Origin of the sequence: Rhizobium terricola (genome assembly GCF_012927355.1) — a bacterium.
GTDB lineage: Bacteria > Pseudomonadota > Alphaproteobacteria > Rhizobiales > Rhizobiaceae > Allorhizobium > Allorhizobium terricola.
The window spans coordinates 216,147-230,668 of sequence record NZ_JABBGK010000004.1 but is presented as its reverse complement, the minus strand read 5'-3'; the positions used below and the strand labels follow the sequence as shown (position 1 = coordinate 230,668).

Annotated in this window: 8 protein-coding genes; 5 read left to right on the top strand and 3 right to left on the bottom strand. The window is 64.4% G+C overall.

Annotated features, from left to right (window positions below; genetic code table 11):
• Positions 1-5 precede the first annotated feature (5 nt).
• A complete protein-coding gene (locus HHL25_RS18600) occupies positions 6-2,090 on the bottom strand; it encodes a hydantoinase/oxoprolinase family protein (protein ID WP_169594468.1) in 2,085 nt (694 codons plus the stop codon).
• A 406-nt stretch (positions 2,091-2,496) separates the two neighbouring features.
• Between HHL25_RS18600 and HHL25_RS18595 the strand changes: the two genes are divergently transcribed.
• Genes HHL25_RS18595 through HHL25_RS18575 form a run of 5 tightly spaced genes read left to right on the top strand, consistent with a single transcriptional unit; the run spans position 2,497 to position 7,555 of the window.
• Positions 2,497-3,333, top strand: a complete 837-nt coding sequence (locus HHL25_RS18595) for a metallophosphoesterase family protein (RefSeq protein WP_169594466.1) — start codon at positions 2,497-2,499, stop codon at positions 3,331-3,333.
• Complete coding sequence (locus HHL25_RS18590) at positions 3,330-4,499, top strand: ABC transporter ATP-binding protein (protein WP_169594464.1); 1,170 nt, start codon at positions 3,330-3,332, stop codon at positions 4,497-4,499. The genes HHL25_RS18595 and HHL25_RS18590 overlap by 4 nt, the downstream gene beginning before the upstream one ends.
• Positions 4,492-5,427, top strand: a complete 936-nt coding sequence (locus HHL25_RS18585; RefSeq protein ID WP_169594461.1) for a carbohydrate ABC transporter permease — start codon at positions 4,492-4,494, stop codon at positions 5,425-5,427. The genes HHL25_RS18590 and HHL25_RS18585 overlap by 8 nt, the downstream gene beginning before the upstream one ends.
• Complete coding sequence (locus tag HHL25_RS18580) at positions 5,424-6,263, top strand: carbohydrate ABC transporter permease (protein ID WP_169594458.1); 840 nt, start codon at positions 5,424-5,426, stop codon at positions 6,261-6,263. Before HHL25_RS18585 ends, HHL25_RS18580 begins: the two co-directional genes overlap by 4 nt.
• A 26-nt stretch (positions 6,264-6,289) precedes the next feature.
• Entirely contained in the window at positions 6,290-7,555 is a 1,266-nt protein-coding gene (locus tag HHL25_RS18575) for an ABC transporter substrate-binding protein (RefSeq protein WP_169594455.1), read from the top strand.
• 62 nt (positions 7,556-7,617) lie between these two features.
• Here the strand turns inward: HHL25_RS18575 and HHL25_RS18570 are convergent, their stop codons facing one another.
• Together HHL25_RS18570 and HHL25_RS18565 are read right to left on the bottom strand one after the other, a co-directional pair.
• Complete coding sequence (locus HHL25_RS18570; RefSeq protein WP_169594452.1) at positions 7,618-8,613, bottom strand: substrate-binding domain-containing protein; 996 nt, start codon at positions 8,611-8,613, stop codon at positions 7,618-7,620.
• 185 nt (positions 8,614-8,798) lie between these two features.
• Complete coding sequence (locus HHL25_RS18565; RefSeq protein WP_169594450.1) at positions 8,799-14,270, bottom strand: beta strand repeat-containing protein; 5,472 nt, start codon at positions 14,268-14,270, stop codon at positions 8,799-8,801.
• Positions 14,271-14,522 lie beyond the last annotated feature (252 nt).

Genomic DNA, 14,522 nt, shown 5'->3' with positions numbered 1-14,522 from the left:
GGTCCTCAGCGGCGGGTTACGAGAAGGCAGCCGTCGTTCTGCGGGATTGCCTTGAACGAGGATGTGAGCAGGGTCGAGGTTTCCCGCTCGACGATGACGGCGGGGCCGTTGACGACGTCGCCGGGCTTTAGGTCGGTGCGGTTGTGAATGCCGGCGTCGAGATAGACATGGCTTGCGGCATCGAAGACCTTGCGGCGCAGGGGCGGCTCGACGACGGCGCCGGCGGCAACCGGCGGAACACGGGTCACTTCGGCCAGCGGTGAACTGACCTTGACCGACCAGCTGACGATCTCGATTTCGAGACCCTCGATCGCGCGGCCGAAGAAGCGTGCATATTCCTGCTCGAAAAGTTCGACCACCCTTGCAGCGCTCGCGGCGTCGAATTCGCCGAAGGGCAGGGATACCGGAATGTCCCAGCCCTGGCCGGCATAACGCATGAAGACCGTGCGCTCGATCACGGGGTCTGCGGTTTCGAGTCCGCCCTCGACGAAGCGCATCGCCTCGTCGCGCATCACCGCGAGCAGCCGGTTGGCCTCGGCCACATCGAAGCGGGACAGGCTGAACACGGCGCTGCGGACGGACTCGTAGCCGAACGGCGCCTTAAGGAAGCCGATCGCCGAGCCGACGCCTGCACCCGGAGGGACGAGGAAGGTCGAGATGCCCATCTTCTCGCAGAGGCGCGCTGCGTGAAGCGGACCGGCACCACCAAACGTGATCATCGTGAAGTCGGAAATGTCCTTGCCGTTCTCGACGGCGTGGACGCGGCCGGCATTCGCCATGTTCTCGTCGACCATTTCACAGGTGCCGTAGGCGGCGGCCTCGGCATCGAGATTGATGACGCTGCCGATCTCGTTCGTCATCGCGCTGCGGCTTGCCTCTATGGAGAGAGGAATGGCGCCGCCGGCGAAGTTGTCGGGGTCGAGCTTGCCGAGGATGAGGTCGGCATCCGTCACCGTGGGCCTGGTGCCGCCGCGCTGGTAGCAGGCCGGACCGGGCTCGGAGGCTGCGCTGTGCGGGCCGACACGGATCTGGCGCATGGCATCGACGCTGGCGATCGAGCCGCCGCCGGCGCCGATTTCGACCATCTCGACCACAGGAATGGAGATCGGCATGCCCGAGCCCTTGCGGAACCGGTAGGTCCGGGCGACCTCGAAGGTCTTGGCCGTCTTCGGCACCTGGTTCTCGATCAGGCAGATCTTGGCGGTCGTGCCGCCCATGTCGAAGGAAAGTACGGTATCGAGCCCGTGGTGGCGGGCGATGTCGGCGGCAAAGATGGCGCCGCCGGCCGGGCCTGATTCAACGAGGCGAACCGGGAATTCCGATGCGCTTTCGACAGAGACGATGCCGCCGCCGGAATGGATCATGAAGACCGGGCAGCCGACGCCGATTTCCTTCAGCGAGACGACGAGGCGGTCCAGGTAGGACTTGATCGCCGGCTTGACATAGGCGTTGGCGCAAACGGTGTTGAAGCGCTCGAACTCGCGCATCTGCGGGGAGACCTCGGAGGAGATCGATACCGACAGGTGCGGGAGGCGCTCCAGAAGGGCTGCGCGAACGCGCGCCTCGTGGTCTCCGTTGGCATAGGCATGGATCAAGCCGATCGCGACGCTCTCGTAGCCGCCGGCGGCGATCTGCTCGACGACTGCCGCGACGGATGCCTCGTCGAGCGGCAGCAGGACCTTTCCGGTGGCGTCGATGCGTTCGCGAACGACATGGCGGTCGGCTCGGGCGATGAGGGCCGGAGGCAAGGCGATGTTCAGGTCGTATTGTTCGAACCGGTTCTCGGTGCGCATCTCCAGCACGTCGCGAAAGCCCTCGGTGGTGATGAAGGCGGTTTTTGCGCCGCGCCGTTCGATCAGCGCATTCGTGGCAAGGGTGGTGCCATGGATCAGGATGTCGATGTCCGAGAGGGCGATGCCTGCCGTCGTGGCGACCGACTTCACGCCGGCGAGGATGGCGCGCTCGGGGGCGGTGTAGTCGGTGAGGATCTTGGTGGAGTGGAGGGTTCCGTCGAGATCCAGGGCGATGTCCGTGAAAGTTCCACCGATGTCGACCCCGACGCGGCAGTTGCGTGGCGCGCTGTTCGCCATGTTGTTCCCCAGTTTGGAAAGGCTGCGATGTCAGATTATTCCTGCGTTTGGCGGCGGATGTTCAAGCGCTTTTCGCCTGCTGTCCCCAAGTCGCCTGCAGCGGTGCTCTGCGTGTTTGAATGCAAAATATGTCACTTATCATACATGTGTCAAATAAATTCCGAATGCGGTCGTTTCCCGATCAGTGGGCGAGTGCAGGAGGTGGCCTCGACCGCCTGCCGCAATCCGTTGTGCGGGGCCCCTTGAAAGCCGGGCAGAAAGCCGTTGCTGACGGATTGATGACGGTTTTGAAAGAACGCTGAAAGACGCCTTACGCAGCTGACACGGAGAGCACCTAAGAGAGTTCGGCAGCGCGCCGCGGTTTCCAGAGGACCTGTGCGGCCCTGTGTTCAGAAGGTGCCCGACCATGAAGATCGTCCAGATCAGCGATACCCATTTCAGTCCCACCAAGTCGCATTTCAACGGCAACTGGGATCCCATCCGGCGCTGGATCGACGAGATCGCGCCCGATCTCGTCGTGCATACCGGTGACCTGACCATCGATGGAGCGGACCGCGAGGACGACATCCTGTTTTCGATGGGGCTGATGAACGAACTCGGCGTGCCGGTCCTGATCGTCCCGGGCAATCACGACGTCGGCCACATGCCGGGTTCGCACCAGCCGATCGACGACCTGCGGCTCGAGCGCTGGCGCCGGCTTGCCGGTCCTGACCGTTTTGCCAAGGATGTCGGCAACTGGCGCCTGATCGGGCTGAACAGCCTGCTCGTCGGATCGGGCCACCCTGAGGAAGAAGAGCAGTTCGTCTGGCTGACCGAAATGCTCGAAACGCGCGAAGCACGTCGGATCGCGATCTTCGCGCACAAGCCGCTGTTCGTCGACGATGCGGACGAAGGCGACACCGGCTACTGGGGTGCGCGTCCGAGCGAACGCCAGCGCCTGCTAGGCCTTCTGGCGGCTCACGACGTGGCGCTCTATGCCAGCGGCCACCTGCACTGGACCTGGCAGGGCGCTGTCGGGAACACGCAGCTCGTCTGGGCACCGCCCACCTCCTTCATCCTCGACAAGCTGGAGCGACTGATGCCCGGCGAGCGGCTGGTCGGCGCGGTGGTGCATCATTTCGCCGATGACGTGAAGAGCGAGATCGTTCGCGTTCCAGGAATGACCGCTCATGTTCTCGACGACGTGATCGACGAGGTCTATCCGCGCAACATCACCGCGGTTCCCACGGAGGCGGCGGAATGAGCGTCTTCAGCCTTCGCGACATCAACAAGTCCTATGCAGGCAACAGCATCCTGAAGGGCGTGAGCCTTGAGGCAGAGCCGGGCGAGTTCATCGCGCTGGTCGGTCCCTCCGGCTGCGGCAAGAGCACGCTTCTGCGTATCGTCGCCGGCCTCGACCATGCCGACCGCGGCGAGATCGTCATCGGTGGCGAAGAGGTTTCCGGCAAGGCGGCCGGTGATCGCAACATCGCCATGGTGTTCCAGTCCTACGCGCTCTATCCGCATCTGACGGCGGGGCAGAACATCGCGGTACCGCTTGCCATGCGGCGCCTGTCGACGGCCGGGCGCCTGCCTCTGATCGGGGCGATGCTGGCGGAGCAACGCCGGGTTCGCGCCGACATCCAGCGGCAGGTCCAGGAAATGGCGGCATCGCTGAAGATCGACCATCTGCTCGACCGCAAGCCCGGGCAGATGTCGGGCGGCCAGCGCCAGCGTGTGGCGCTCGCCCGTGCCATGGTGCGCCACCCCAACGTCTTCCTGATGGACGAGCCGCTTTCCAACCTCGACGCCAACCTTCGCGTCCATGCGCGGGGCGAAATCGTCGAACTGCATCGCAAGGCCGGCGTTCCGACACTCTATGTCACGCATGACCAGTCGGAAGCGCTATCGATGGCCGACCGCGTCGCGGTGATGATCGGCGGCCGGCTCCTGCAGCTCGACAGCCCGCGCAGGATCTACGACGATCCGGCCCATCTGGAGGTCGCCAAGTTCCTCGGGCAACCGCGGATCAACGTGCTGCAGACGGTGGTCGACAATCGCGGGCTCGTGCAGGCGGGCGACGTTCGCCTCGCACCGCGCAGCCATCTGAAATCCGCAACCGCGGTGACGGTCGCCTTCCGTCCGGAATTCGTTCGGCTTGCCGGTGCCGGCGAGGGCGGCATGCCGGCTCGTATCGAGCGGCTCGAATTCCTCGGCTCGGAAGTGGTGGTGTTCACCAAGCTCGCGGCGATGGACGGCGTGGTCGTCGCCAAGCTCGCGCCGTCCGCGGCGATCGGGCTCGAGGCTGGGCAGCGCGTCGAGCTGAAACTCGACCCGAGGACGATCCTGCTGTTCGACGAACACGGCGAGCGACTTGCCGCCAGCGTTGCCACGGTCTCTGCCGGGCAGGAGGAAGTCCTGCATGGCTAGCGTCGTGTCTTTCCCGGCTACTGCCCGGCCCGCACCTTCGGCGGCCGAAGTCGCAGGCCGCCGCGAGGCTAGGCTGGCGATGATGCTTTCGGCTCCGGCGCTGGTGCTGCTTCTGCTCTTCATCATCCTGCCGACGATCGCGGTGCTCTTCCTTGGCTTTACCGATTTCGAGCTGGGCTACGGCAGTTTCAATTTCGTCGGCTTCGAGAACTATGCCGAACTGCTGAACGATCGCACCTTCAAGAGATCGCTGTGGAACACCACGGTCTATGCGGCGATCGTCGCGCCGGTCTCGATGGCCCTCGGTCTCGGCATCGCGCTGCTGATCGAGGCGGAGGGATGGGGCAAGAGCCTGTTCCGGACCGTCTATTTCCTGCCGGTCGCCTCTTTGCTCGTCGCCATGGCCACTGTTTGGCAATATCTCTTTCACCCGACCATCGGGCCGATCAACGCGGCTTCGGCGATGATCGGCGTCGAGGGCCCCAACTGGCTCGGCGCCTCCAGCACGGTGATGACCAGCCTGTCGATCATCGGCATCTGGCAGGCGACCGGCTTCAACATGGTGCTGTTCCTCGCCGGCCTCTCCGCCATTCCGCGCGAGCTCTACCAGGCGGCGGAAGTCGACGGCGCGCGCTCGGCGCTCTCCCGCTTCCGCCTCGTCACTTGGCCTATGCTCGGGCCGACCACACTGTTCGTCACGACGATCAGCATCATCAATTCGGTCAAGGTGTTCGAGACCGTGAAAACGCTGACCGAAGGCGGCCCCAACAAGGCCTCCGAGGTCCTGCTCTTCACCATCTACCAGGAGGGATTTGTCTATCTGAAGGTCGGCTACGCCTCGGCCATGACCGTCATCTTCCTGGCGATCCTCGTCTCCCTGATGTTCCTCCAATACCGCGTCATGGACCGGAAGGTGCACTACGCATGACCACGACCGACCGCTTCACACCGGCGCGGGCGCTGCGTCTGGGCCTGCTGACCCTCGGGGCCATTATCTTTCTCGCGCCCTACATCTTCATGATTTCGACCGCCGGCAAGGCCCAGAGCGAGATCTTCTCCTCGTCCCTGTCGCTGATCCCGCAGACCTGGTCCTATGCGGAGAATTTCGCCAAGGCGTTCGGCCGGGTTTCCATGGGCGGGCTGCTCGTCAACGGTGTTATCGTTTCCGGCCTCATCCTGGTCGTTCAGGTGATCGTCGCCATTCCGTGCGCCTATGCCATGGCCAAGCTGTCCTTCCGGGCGGCGCGGGTGATGATGGCGCTGGTCATGCTCGGTCTGCTGGTGCCGATCCATGCCACGGCCTTGCCGCTCTATGTCGCCTTCGATCGCTTGGCTGTGCTCAACAGCTATTTCGCGCTGGTCGCGCCGTTCTCGATCTCGGTCTTCGCGATCTTCCTGTTCCTGCAGTTCTTTCGGGGCATTCCCGACGACCTGATCCATGCGGCGCGGCTCGACGGCATGTCCGAGGTCGGCATCGTCGCGCGTGTCATCGTGCCGAATGCCTGGCCGGCGATCACCGCCTTTTCGATCTTTTCGGTCGTGGCGCACTGGAACGACCTGTTCTGGCCGCTGATCGTCGTCACCAACCAGGCCTATGCAACGCCGCCGCTCGGCCTTCTCTACTTCCGCGCGGCGGAAGCAGGCGACGACTACGGCGCGCTGATGGCGGCCACCCTCATCATCACCCTTCCCCTCGTGCTCGCCTTCCTGCTCGCGCAGAAGCGTTTCGTCGAGGGCATCACCATGACCGGTCTGAAAGGCTGATCGGTCGCAACCCAAGGAGACCTGCGATGACCTATCTCAAGAAGGCGCTGGCTGCGGCAGCTGTGACGCTCGCCGTCAGCATGCCTGCCCATGCCGAGACCACGCTCAATGTGCACTATCCGATGCCCGGCTTCTTCAAGGACGTGATGGACACGATCTCGAAGAAGTTCATGGAAGAAAACCCGGACATCAAGATCACCTTCGCCAATCCTTCGGCGACCTATGAAGAAGGCATCCAGACCATCATGCGCCAGGCCGGCACGGCCGAAATGCCGGATGTCACCTTCATCGGCCTCAACCGCCTGCGCATGGTCAACGAGCGCGACATCCCGGTCGACCTCGCTCCCTTCATGGCCAAGGACGGCAACATGGCCGAGCAGGGCTTTTCCGACAACATCCTAAAGCTCGCCCAGGTCAAGGGCAAGCAGGTCGGCCTCGCCTTCGCCACCTCCAACCCGATCATGTACTACAACGCCGATCTCGTCCGCAAAGTCGGCGGCAACCCGGATCAGCCGCCGAAGACCTGGGACGAAGTGATCGCGCTGTCGTCCAAGATCAAGGCGCTCGGTGACGGCAATGAAGGCATCGACTTCCGCTGGCAGGGCGACGACTGGATGTTCTCCGCGCTGCTGTTCGGCGCCGGTGGCCAGATGCTGAAGGATGACGAAAGCGGCGTGGCGTTCAACGGTCCGGAAGGTCAGAAGGCCTTCGAACTGGTCGACCGCCTGGTCAAGGAAGGCGGCCTTCCGGTGTTCACCAAGCAGGCCGGCGAACAGGCCTTCGTTGCCGGCAAGGTCGGCTTTGCCTTCATGACGACCGGTGCGCTTCGCAACACCATCAAGAATGTCGGCGACAAGTTCGAGCTGCGCACCGGTCATATCCCGCTGATCGACCCGGCCAACGGCAAGCTTCCGACCGGCGGCAACGCGGCCGTCATGCTGACCCGTGATGCCGAAAAGCAGGACGCTGCCTGGAAGTTCATCAAGTTCGCATCCGGCCCGTTCGGCGCCTCGGTCGTCGTTCCCGGCACCGGCTACGTGCCGAACAACGAACTCGCCGCCAAGTCGCCGGACTATCTCGGCAACTTCTACAAGGAAAACCCGCTGTTCCGCGCCGGCCTCGAACAGATGCCGCTGATGCAGCCCTGGTATGCCTTCCCCGGCTCGAACGGCGTGAAGGTCACCCAGACGATCGTCGAGAACCTGTCGCGCGTGGTCGAGCAGTCGGCCGAGCCGAAGGAAGCGCTCGACGATGCCGCTGCCGAAGTCGAGGCCCTGCTGCCTCGCAGCTGACACGAGAGACTTCGCTCTCCTGAAACGGATGCGCCGCTCACAAGGCGGCGCATTCTATTTTATCAGTTTGCCGTGGAAATCCGGCGGACCGTCCCGCCGGGGTTCAGCTTGTGGGCGAGCCGGAGGTGACGGGGAGCGGCGGAATTCTCGGCCATGTCGAGCAGAAGAGAGGCGGCCGTCGCGCCCATGCTGGCATCGGCCATTTCGATCGTCGTCAGCTGTGGATGCATCAGCCGGCCGATCGGGATGCCGTCGAAGCCTGTAACCGAAACGTGGTCCGGCACCGAGAGCCCTTCCCGGCGCAGCGCGCCGATTACGCCGAGGGCCAGGAGGTCGTTCGAGGCGATGATCGCGGTCGGCCGCGGGCGATGCATGGCAAGGCCGAGATCGAGGCCGTCATAGCCGGTGACGAAGGGGATCTGCAGCGCGTCGAGCACCGGCAATCCGGCAGCAAGCATGGCTTCGCAATAACCGTCGTACCGCAGGCGTGCGCGGTCGGAAGCCTCGAAATGGCCAGAGACGAAGAGAATGTCGCGATGCCCGTGCTCGATCAGATGTTCGGCAATCTCGCGGCCGGCGAAGCGGTTGTCCACGGTCACGGCCGCGGGAAAGCGGGCATTGGGCAGATTGTTGAGCAGGACGGTCGGCGGCAGCTGGACCGGCAGGGCGTGTTGGCTCCGAACCGGGTCGCAGACCGTCAGGATCAACCCCGTCGGCTTTTCCGCCAGCAGGTACTCGACCGCGTCGATCTCGCGGGCCGGATCATAGTCGGATTGGGCGATCAGCACGCCATGGCCGGCAACCCGCATCCGGTTCTGAATGCCGGAGAGGGAGGCGGCGAACACGGGATTGGTGATGCTCGGAATGAGGACCCCGACGACGGGGCGGCGGCGTGTCCCCGGGTTCGGACGGTCGGCGCGATGGTAGCCGAGGTCCGAGGCGGCCTTGCGCACCCGGCGGACCATGCCCTCGCTGGCCGGTCCGCCGCGATTGAGGACGCGGCTGACGGTTGCCATGGAGCAACCGGCCCTCAGAGCAATTTCTTCCAGCGTCGGCATTGTCGCGATGTCCCCGATCGTGAAGCACGGGTCGAACCCGGGTGATCGCGATCAGGTAGCTGGCGGTCGTGACACTGGTTTGAAGGCAGAAACGCTGTGTCTGGGCAAGAGCCACGGAACAACGGCCCCACAGGGTGGGGCCGTTGCTGTGGTCGTTGTCATTCCTGACGTCGCCGCGGCGCTTGTCAGACGGACTGGTAGGCTTCGACGATTGCTGCGATCTGCTCGGCGTTGAGGGCGGCCATCTGGTCGGTGGTGATCGCCTGCAACTGCTCGCTCGACAGGTTGTGGATATCCTCGGTTGACAGGCCGGCAAGTGCCGATGTGCTGATCGAGGCGATGTCGGCGGTCGAGAAGGTGGCAAAATCCTCGGTGCCGAAGGCAGCGATCTGGATGGAACTCAAACCGCTGACCTGGGATGCCGTCAGAGCCTCGACCTGTACGGTCGAGAGGGCCGCGACCTGCGCCGTCGTCAAGCCGGCGAGCGCCTTGGAACTCAAGGCGACCACCTGAGTCGTGGTCAGTGCCGCGATGTTGCCGGCGCCGAGCGCAGCCACCTGGACCGCATTCAGCGCGCCGATCTGCCCGGTGGTCAGCGCGGCGATCTGGGTGGAGGTCAGGCTGCGGATCTGGCTGAAGCTCAGGGCCGCCATCTGCGCGGTCGAGAGGGCTGCGACCTTTTCCGTGCTCAGAGCGGCAATGTTGGCCGTCGACAGACCTGCGATCGCCGATGCACTGATTGCATTGAGATCATCGGTCGAGAGCGTCGCGAGGTGGCCCGTCGACAAGGCGGCAACCTGGGTTGAGCCAAGGGCTCCGAGCTGCGCCGAGGACAGCGTGTCGAACTGAGCAGTCGACAGCGCGCCGATCTGGCCGGATGTCAGGCCCGGCAGGGCCTTGGTGCTCAGCGCTGCAATCTGTTCCGACGAGAGCGCGGCGATCGTGCCGGTCGACAGACCGGAGATACCGGCAGAGCTCAGTGCGCCGATCTGCGCCGTCGTCAGGCTGCCGACCTGCATCGAGCTCAGGGCTTCGACCTGGGCGGCAGACAGTGCGGCGATCTGGCCGCTGGTCAGTACCGCAACACGCTCGACAGTGAGCGCAGAGATGTTCGCGGCCGAAAGGCCCGGGATGGCGGACGAACTGATCGCGGCGATTTCACTGGTGGTGAAGGTCGACAGATCGGCGACGGAAAGGGCCGCGATCTGGTCGGAACTGAGGGCGGCGATCTGAGCCGAGGAGAGCACCTCGATCTGCATGCTCGAAAGCGCGGTAATCTGGGCGGCATTCAGGCCCGGGATCGCCTTCGAGCTCAGGGCCGCCATTTGTTCCGAGGAAAGAATGGCGACGCTTGCAGTCGTCAGTCCGGCGACGGCAGTGGAGCTCAGAGCGCCGACCTGGGCCGCCGTCAGGCCGGAGACCTGCGTCGATGTCAGGGCGGCGGCCTGTCCGGAGGTCAGCGACGCGATCTGTGCCGTGGTGAGCGCCGCGACCTGTTCCTGGCTGAGGGCGGCGATGTTGCCGGTCGACAATCCGGCAAGGGCCGCAGAGCCGATGGCCGCAATGTCGGAAGACGAGAAGGTCTCAAGATCGTCGGCGCTGAGGGCCGCGATCTGCGTCGATGTCAGCGCGGCGATCTGGGTGGAGGACAGGGTGTCGATCTGATCGGTGCTGAGTGCCTCGATCTGCCCTGCCGTGAGGCCGGCAATCGCCTTGGCACTCAGGGCTGCGACCTGGTCCGTGGAGAGTGCCGCAATATTCGCGGTGGATACGGTCTTGATCTGGGTCGCGGTCAGCGCGGCGATCTGGGCCGTCGTCAGGGCGGCGACCTGTCCTGAACCGAGTGCGCCGACCTGGCTCGCGGTAAGGGCGGCGACCTGGGTTGTCGACAGTGCCGCGATCTGGTCGGTGTTCAGCGATGCGAGGGTTTCGGTCGACAGGCCGGTAATAGCCGCGGAACCGACGGCGGCAATCTCCTCGGTCGTGAAGGTCGCGAGATCGGCGGTGCTCAGCGCGGAGATCTGCGCCGAGCTCATGGCCGCGATCTGCACCGAGGTCAGCGACTCGACCTGCGCGGTCGTCAGGGCCTCGACCTGTGCCGAGGTCAGACCGGCGATCGTCTTGGCGCTCAGCGCTGCGACCTGTTCGGTCGTCAGCGATGCGATGCTCGCCGTCGACAGACCGGAGATGCCGCCGGAGCTCAATGCGGCAATCTGGAGGGTGGAGAACGCCTCGAGCTGTTCGGAGCCGAATGCATCGACCTGGCTCGAAGACAGCGCAGCGAGCTGGGTGGTCTTGAGCGCGGAAACCTGGTCGGGGCTGAGGGCGGCAATCGTCTCGGTCGCGAGGGCGGCAATCGCCGTCGAGCTGATTGCTGCGATGTCGTCGGTCGAGAAGGTAGCGATATCCTCGGTCGACAGCGCGGCGATCTGGACCGAGGTCATCGCGCCGACAAGGGCAGAGGTCAGGGCGGCGGCCTGCCCCGTCGACAGGGCTTCGATCTGGGCGGAGCTCAGTCCGGTGATCGCCTTGGTGCTGATGGCGGCAATCTGATCGGCAGAGAGCGCGGAGATCTTGGCCGTCGACAGGCCCGAAATGCCGGCCGAGCTCAAGGCGGCAATCTGCGAGGTGGAGAGGTTGCCGATCTGGGTGGAGCTCAAGGCTTCGACCTGACCCGACGACAGGGCGGCGAACTGGTTGGTCGTCATCGCAGAGATCTGCTCATTGCTGAGCGAAGCGATGTTGCTCGTCGAAAGAGCGGAAACTGCGGCCGAGGAGAGGGCCGCGATTTCGTCCGCCGAGAAGGTCGCGAGGTCCTCTGCCGTCAGTGCGGCGGACTGAACGGATCCGAGAGCCGCGATCTGAGCGGACGACAGGACGTCGACCTGCTCGGGTGACAGAGCCTCGACCTGGGCGGCGGTCAGGCCGGCAACCGCTGTCGTGCTAAGTGCCGCGACCTTGTCGGTCGAAAGAGCGGCGATGCTGCTGGTGGAAAGAGCCTTGATCTGCGTTGAAGTCAGGGCGCCGAACTGGGTCGCCGTCAGGGCCGCGATCTGGCTTGAGGTGAGTGCAGCGATCTGGCCGGTCTTCAGCGCCGCGATCTGGCTGGTCTTCAGTGCCGCCGTGTGGTTCGAGCTCAAAGCCGCGAGGTTGTCGGACGAGAGGCCACCAATCCCGAGCGTGCTGATCGAGGCGATTTCGGTGGTCGTGAAGCTGGCAAGATCCGCGGTGCTCAGGGCTGCGATCTGCGCCGATGTCAGATAGGCGATCTGGGCGGAGGTCAGGGCTTCGACCTGGATGACGGAGAGGGCGTCGATCTGCGCGCTGGTGAAGCCGGTAACACCCTTGGTGCTGAGGGCTGCCACCTGTGCGGTCGAAAGAGCCGCGATATTGTCGTCCGTCAGTGCTGCGACCTGCGCCTGGGTGAGTGAGGCAATCTGGGACGTGCTCAGGTTCGAAATCTGCGACGGTGTAAGAGCGGCGACCTGAACCGTGGTCAGAGCCGCGATCTGGGTCGTCTTCAGCGCCGCTATCTGGTCGGGGCTCAGAGCGGCAATGTTCAAGGTGGTCAGTCCAACCACGGACTTGGCTGCGATCGCGGCAATGTCCGCCGTCGAGAAGGTCGCGATATCCTGGTCCGTCAGGGCGGCGATCTGTGCCGAGCTCATTGCTCCGACCAGAACGGAGGTCAGTGCTTCAGATTGACTGGTGGAGAAGGCGTCGATCTGGGCGGATGTCAGGCCGGGAACAGCCCTCGAGCTCAAGGCGGCAATCTGGCCGGTCGAGAGGGCGGGGATGCTGTCCGAGGAAATCGCCCGGATCTGGGCGGAGTTCAGGGCGGCGACCTGCAGCGTGGTCAGGGCTGCGAGCTGGTCGGTCGTCAGCGCCGCGATCTGGGTGGTTTTCAGGACTGCGACCTGCGCGGTCTTGAGGGCCGCGGCTTGTTCGGTGGTCAGTCCGGCGATGTTTGCGGTCGAAAGCCCGCCGATCGCCGAGGCGCTGATCGCCGCAATTTCGGCGGTCGAGAAGGTCGCGATGTCCTCGGAGGACAAGGCGGCGACCTGGGTCGAGGTCAGGGCGGCGATCTGGGCCGAGGTCAGAACGTCAATCTGAGCGCTTGTCAGGGCATCGATCTGGGTCGAGGTGAGACCGGGGATCGCCTTGGTGCCGAGCGCGGCTATCTGGTCGGTCGTCAGCGCGGGAATGCTGGTGCTCGACAGAGCCTTGATCTGCAGTGAGGTCAGCGCACCGATCTGCGTCGATGACAGAAGAACGATCTGGGTCGATGTGAGGGCGGCGATCTGGGCGGTGGTCAGCGCCGCGACCTGGGTCGTCTTCAGCGCGCCGATCTGCTCCGAGGTGAGGCCGGCAACATTGCTCGTGGTCAGACCCATCACGGCGGACGAGCTGATCGCGGCGATATCAGCACTCGAGAAAGTCGCGAGATCTTCCGAGGTCAGCGCCGCAATCTGGATCGAGCTCAGCGCGGCAATCTGTGCGGTCGACAGGACATCGATCTGGTCGGACGTCAGCGCCCTGATCTGCGCGGAGGTCAGGCCGGAGACCGCCTTGGTGCTGAGGGCGGCGATCTGGGTGGAGGACAAGGCCGGAACGCTGGTGCTGGACAGGGCCTTGACCTGGAGCGATGTCAAGGCTCCCAGTTGTGCCGTTGTCAGTGCGGCAATCTGATCGGACGTCAGCACCGCGACCTGGCTGGTCTTCAGCGCGACGATCTGATTGGTCTTCAGCGCGGCCAGTTGACCGGTGCCCAGCACGGCAATGGTTTCGCTCGACAGGCCGGTAATTGCCGCCGAGCTGATCGCCGCGATTTCGGCGGTCGAGAAGGTCGCGACATCTTCGGTGGTCAGCGCGGCGATCTGGGTGGACGTCAGCGCGGCGATCTGAAGGGAGGACAGGATGTCAACCTGTCCCGAGGACAGGGCGTCGATCTGGGTGGCTGTCAGGCCCGGAACGGCCTTCGTGCTCAGAGCTGCCATCTGCGCCGTCGAGAGGGCGGCAATGTTGTCGGTGGACAAGGCCCTGACCTGCGCCGAGGTCAAGGCGGCGAACTGAAGTGTCGAGAGCGCGGTCACCTGATCCGATGTCAGGGCGGCGATCTGGGCCGTCGTCAGGGCTGCAATCTGGGTGGTCTTCAACGCCGCGATCTGGTCCGAGCTCAGCGTCGCGATGTTGGTCGTCGAGAGGCCGGGCAGGGCCTTGGCCGTGATCGCCGCGATGTCGGCCGTCGAGAAAGTGGCGATTTCATCGGTCGTCAGCGTCGCCAATTGAGCGGAGGTGAGGGCTGCCACCTGGGTGGAGGTCAGGGCTTCGACCTGAGACGAGTCGAAGGCGTTCACCTGCTTGGTGCTCAGAGCCGCGACCTGTGCCGTGTTCAGGTTTTCGATCTTGTCGGTGGTGAGTATGGCGAGCTGGTCGAGGGTGAGGCCGACGATGACCGATGCGGAGATCGCGCTGACCTGGGTCGTCGAGAATACGGCGAGGTCTTCGGTTTCGAGTGCGGCGATCTGGGCCGATGAAAGGGCCTTGATCTGGGTGGTCGACAGGGCGGCCGCATCTTCCGTCGTCCACGCCGCGACCTGAGAGGTCGAGAGGCTCCTGATTTGGCTCACGCTAAGCGTAGGAATGGTCGTGGTCATAAGAGAAGCCCTTTGATGTTATCCATTGCTCAAATCATTTCGCCCTGCTGCCGATCCCCGGAAGACGTGCCCCATGCGGTTGCCGCAAGCCTCTATGCGCGCGGAAAAATTGCCGAAATCGGCCTGTCCTCGCGAATCGAAGACGCAGGACGGCATCCCGGCATTCCCATGCACGGGACAATTTATGAGGGCATAAGCTTGCCTGAACCTGATACCCGGCTTTTGCGAGGGGCCTTTGGCGCCGCAGGGTTC

What these genes read in the sequence shown, in the direction of transcription:
- HHL25_RS18600 (WP_169594468.1), bottom strand. Translation starts at nt 2,090, where the DNA reads ATGGCGAACAGCGCGCCACGCAACTGCCGCGTCGGGGTCGACATCGGT.
- HHL25_RS18595 (WP_169594466.1), top strand. Translation starts at nt 2,497, where the DNA reads ATGAAGATCGTCCAGATCAGCGATACCCATTTCAGTCCCACCAAGTCG.
- HHL25_RS18590 (WP_169594464.1), top strand. Translation starts at nt 3,330, where the DNA reads ATGAGCGTCTTCAGCCTTCGCGACATCAACAAGTCCTATGCAGGCAAC.
- HHL25_RS18585 (WP_169594461.1), top strand. Translation starts at nt 4,492, where the DNA reads ATGGCTAGCGTCGTGTCTTTCCCGGCTACTGCCCGGCCCGCACCTTCG.
- HHL25_RS18580 (WP_169594458.1), top strand. Translation starts at nt 5,424, where the DNA reads ATGACCACGACCGACCGCTTCACACCGGCGCGGGCGCTGCGTCTGGGC.
- HHL25_RS18575 (WP_169594455.1), top strand. Translation starts at nt 6,290, where the DNA reads ATGACCTATCTCAAGAAGGCGCTGGCTGCGGCAGCTGTGACGCTCGCC.
- HHL25_RS18570 (WP_169594452.1), bottom strand. Translation starts at nt 8,613, where the DNA reads ATGCCGACGCTGGAAGAAATTGCTCTGAGGGCCGGTTGCTCCATGGCA.
- HHL25_RS18565 (WP_169594450.1), bottom strand. Translation starts at nt 14,270, where the DNA reads ATGACCACGACCATTCCTACGCTTAGCGTGAGCCAAATCAGGAGCCTC.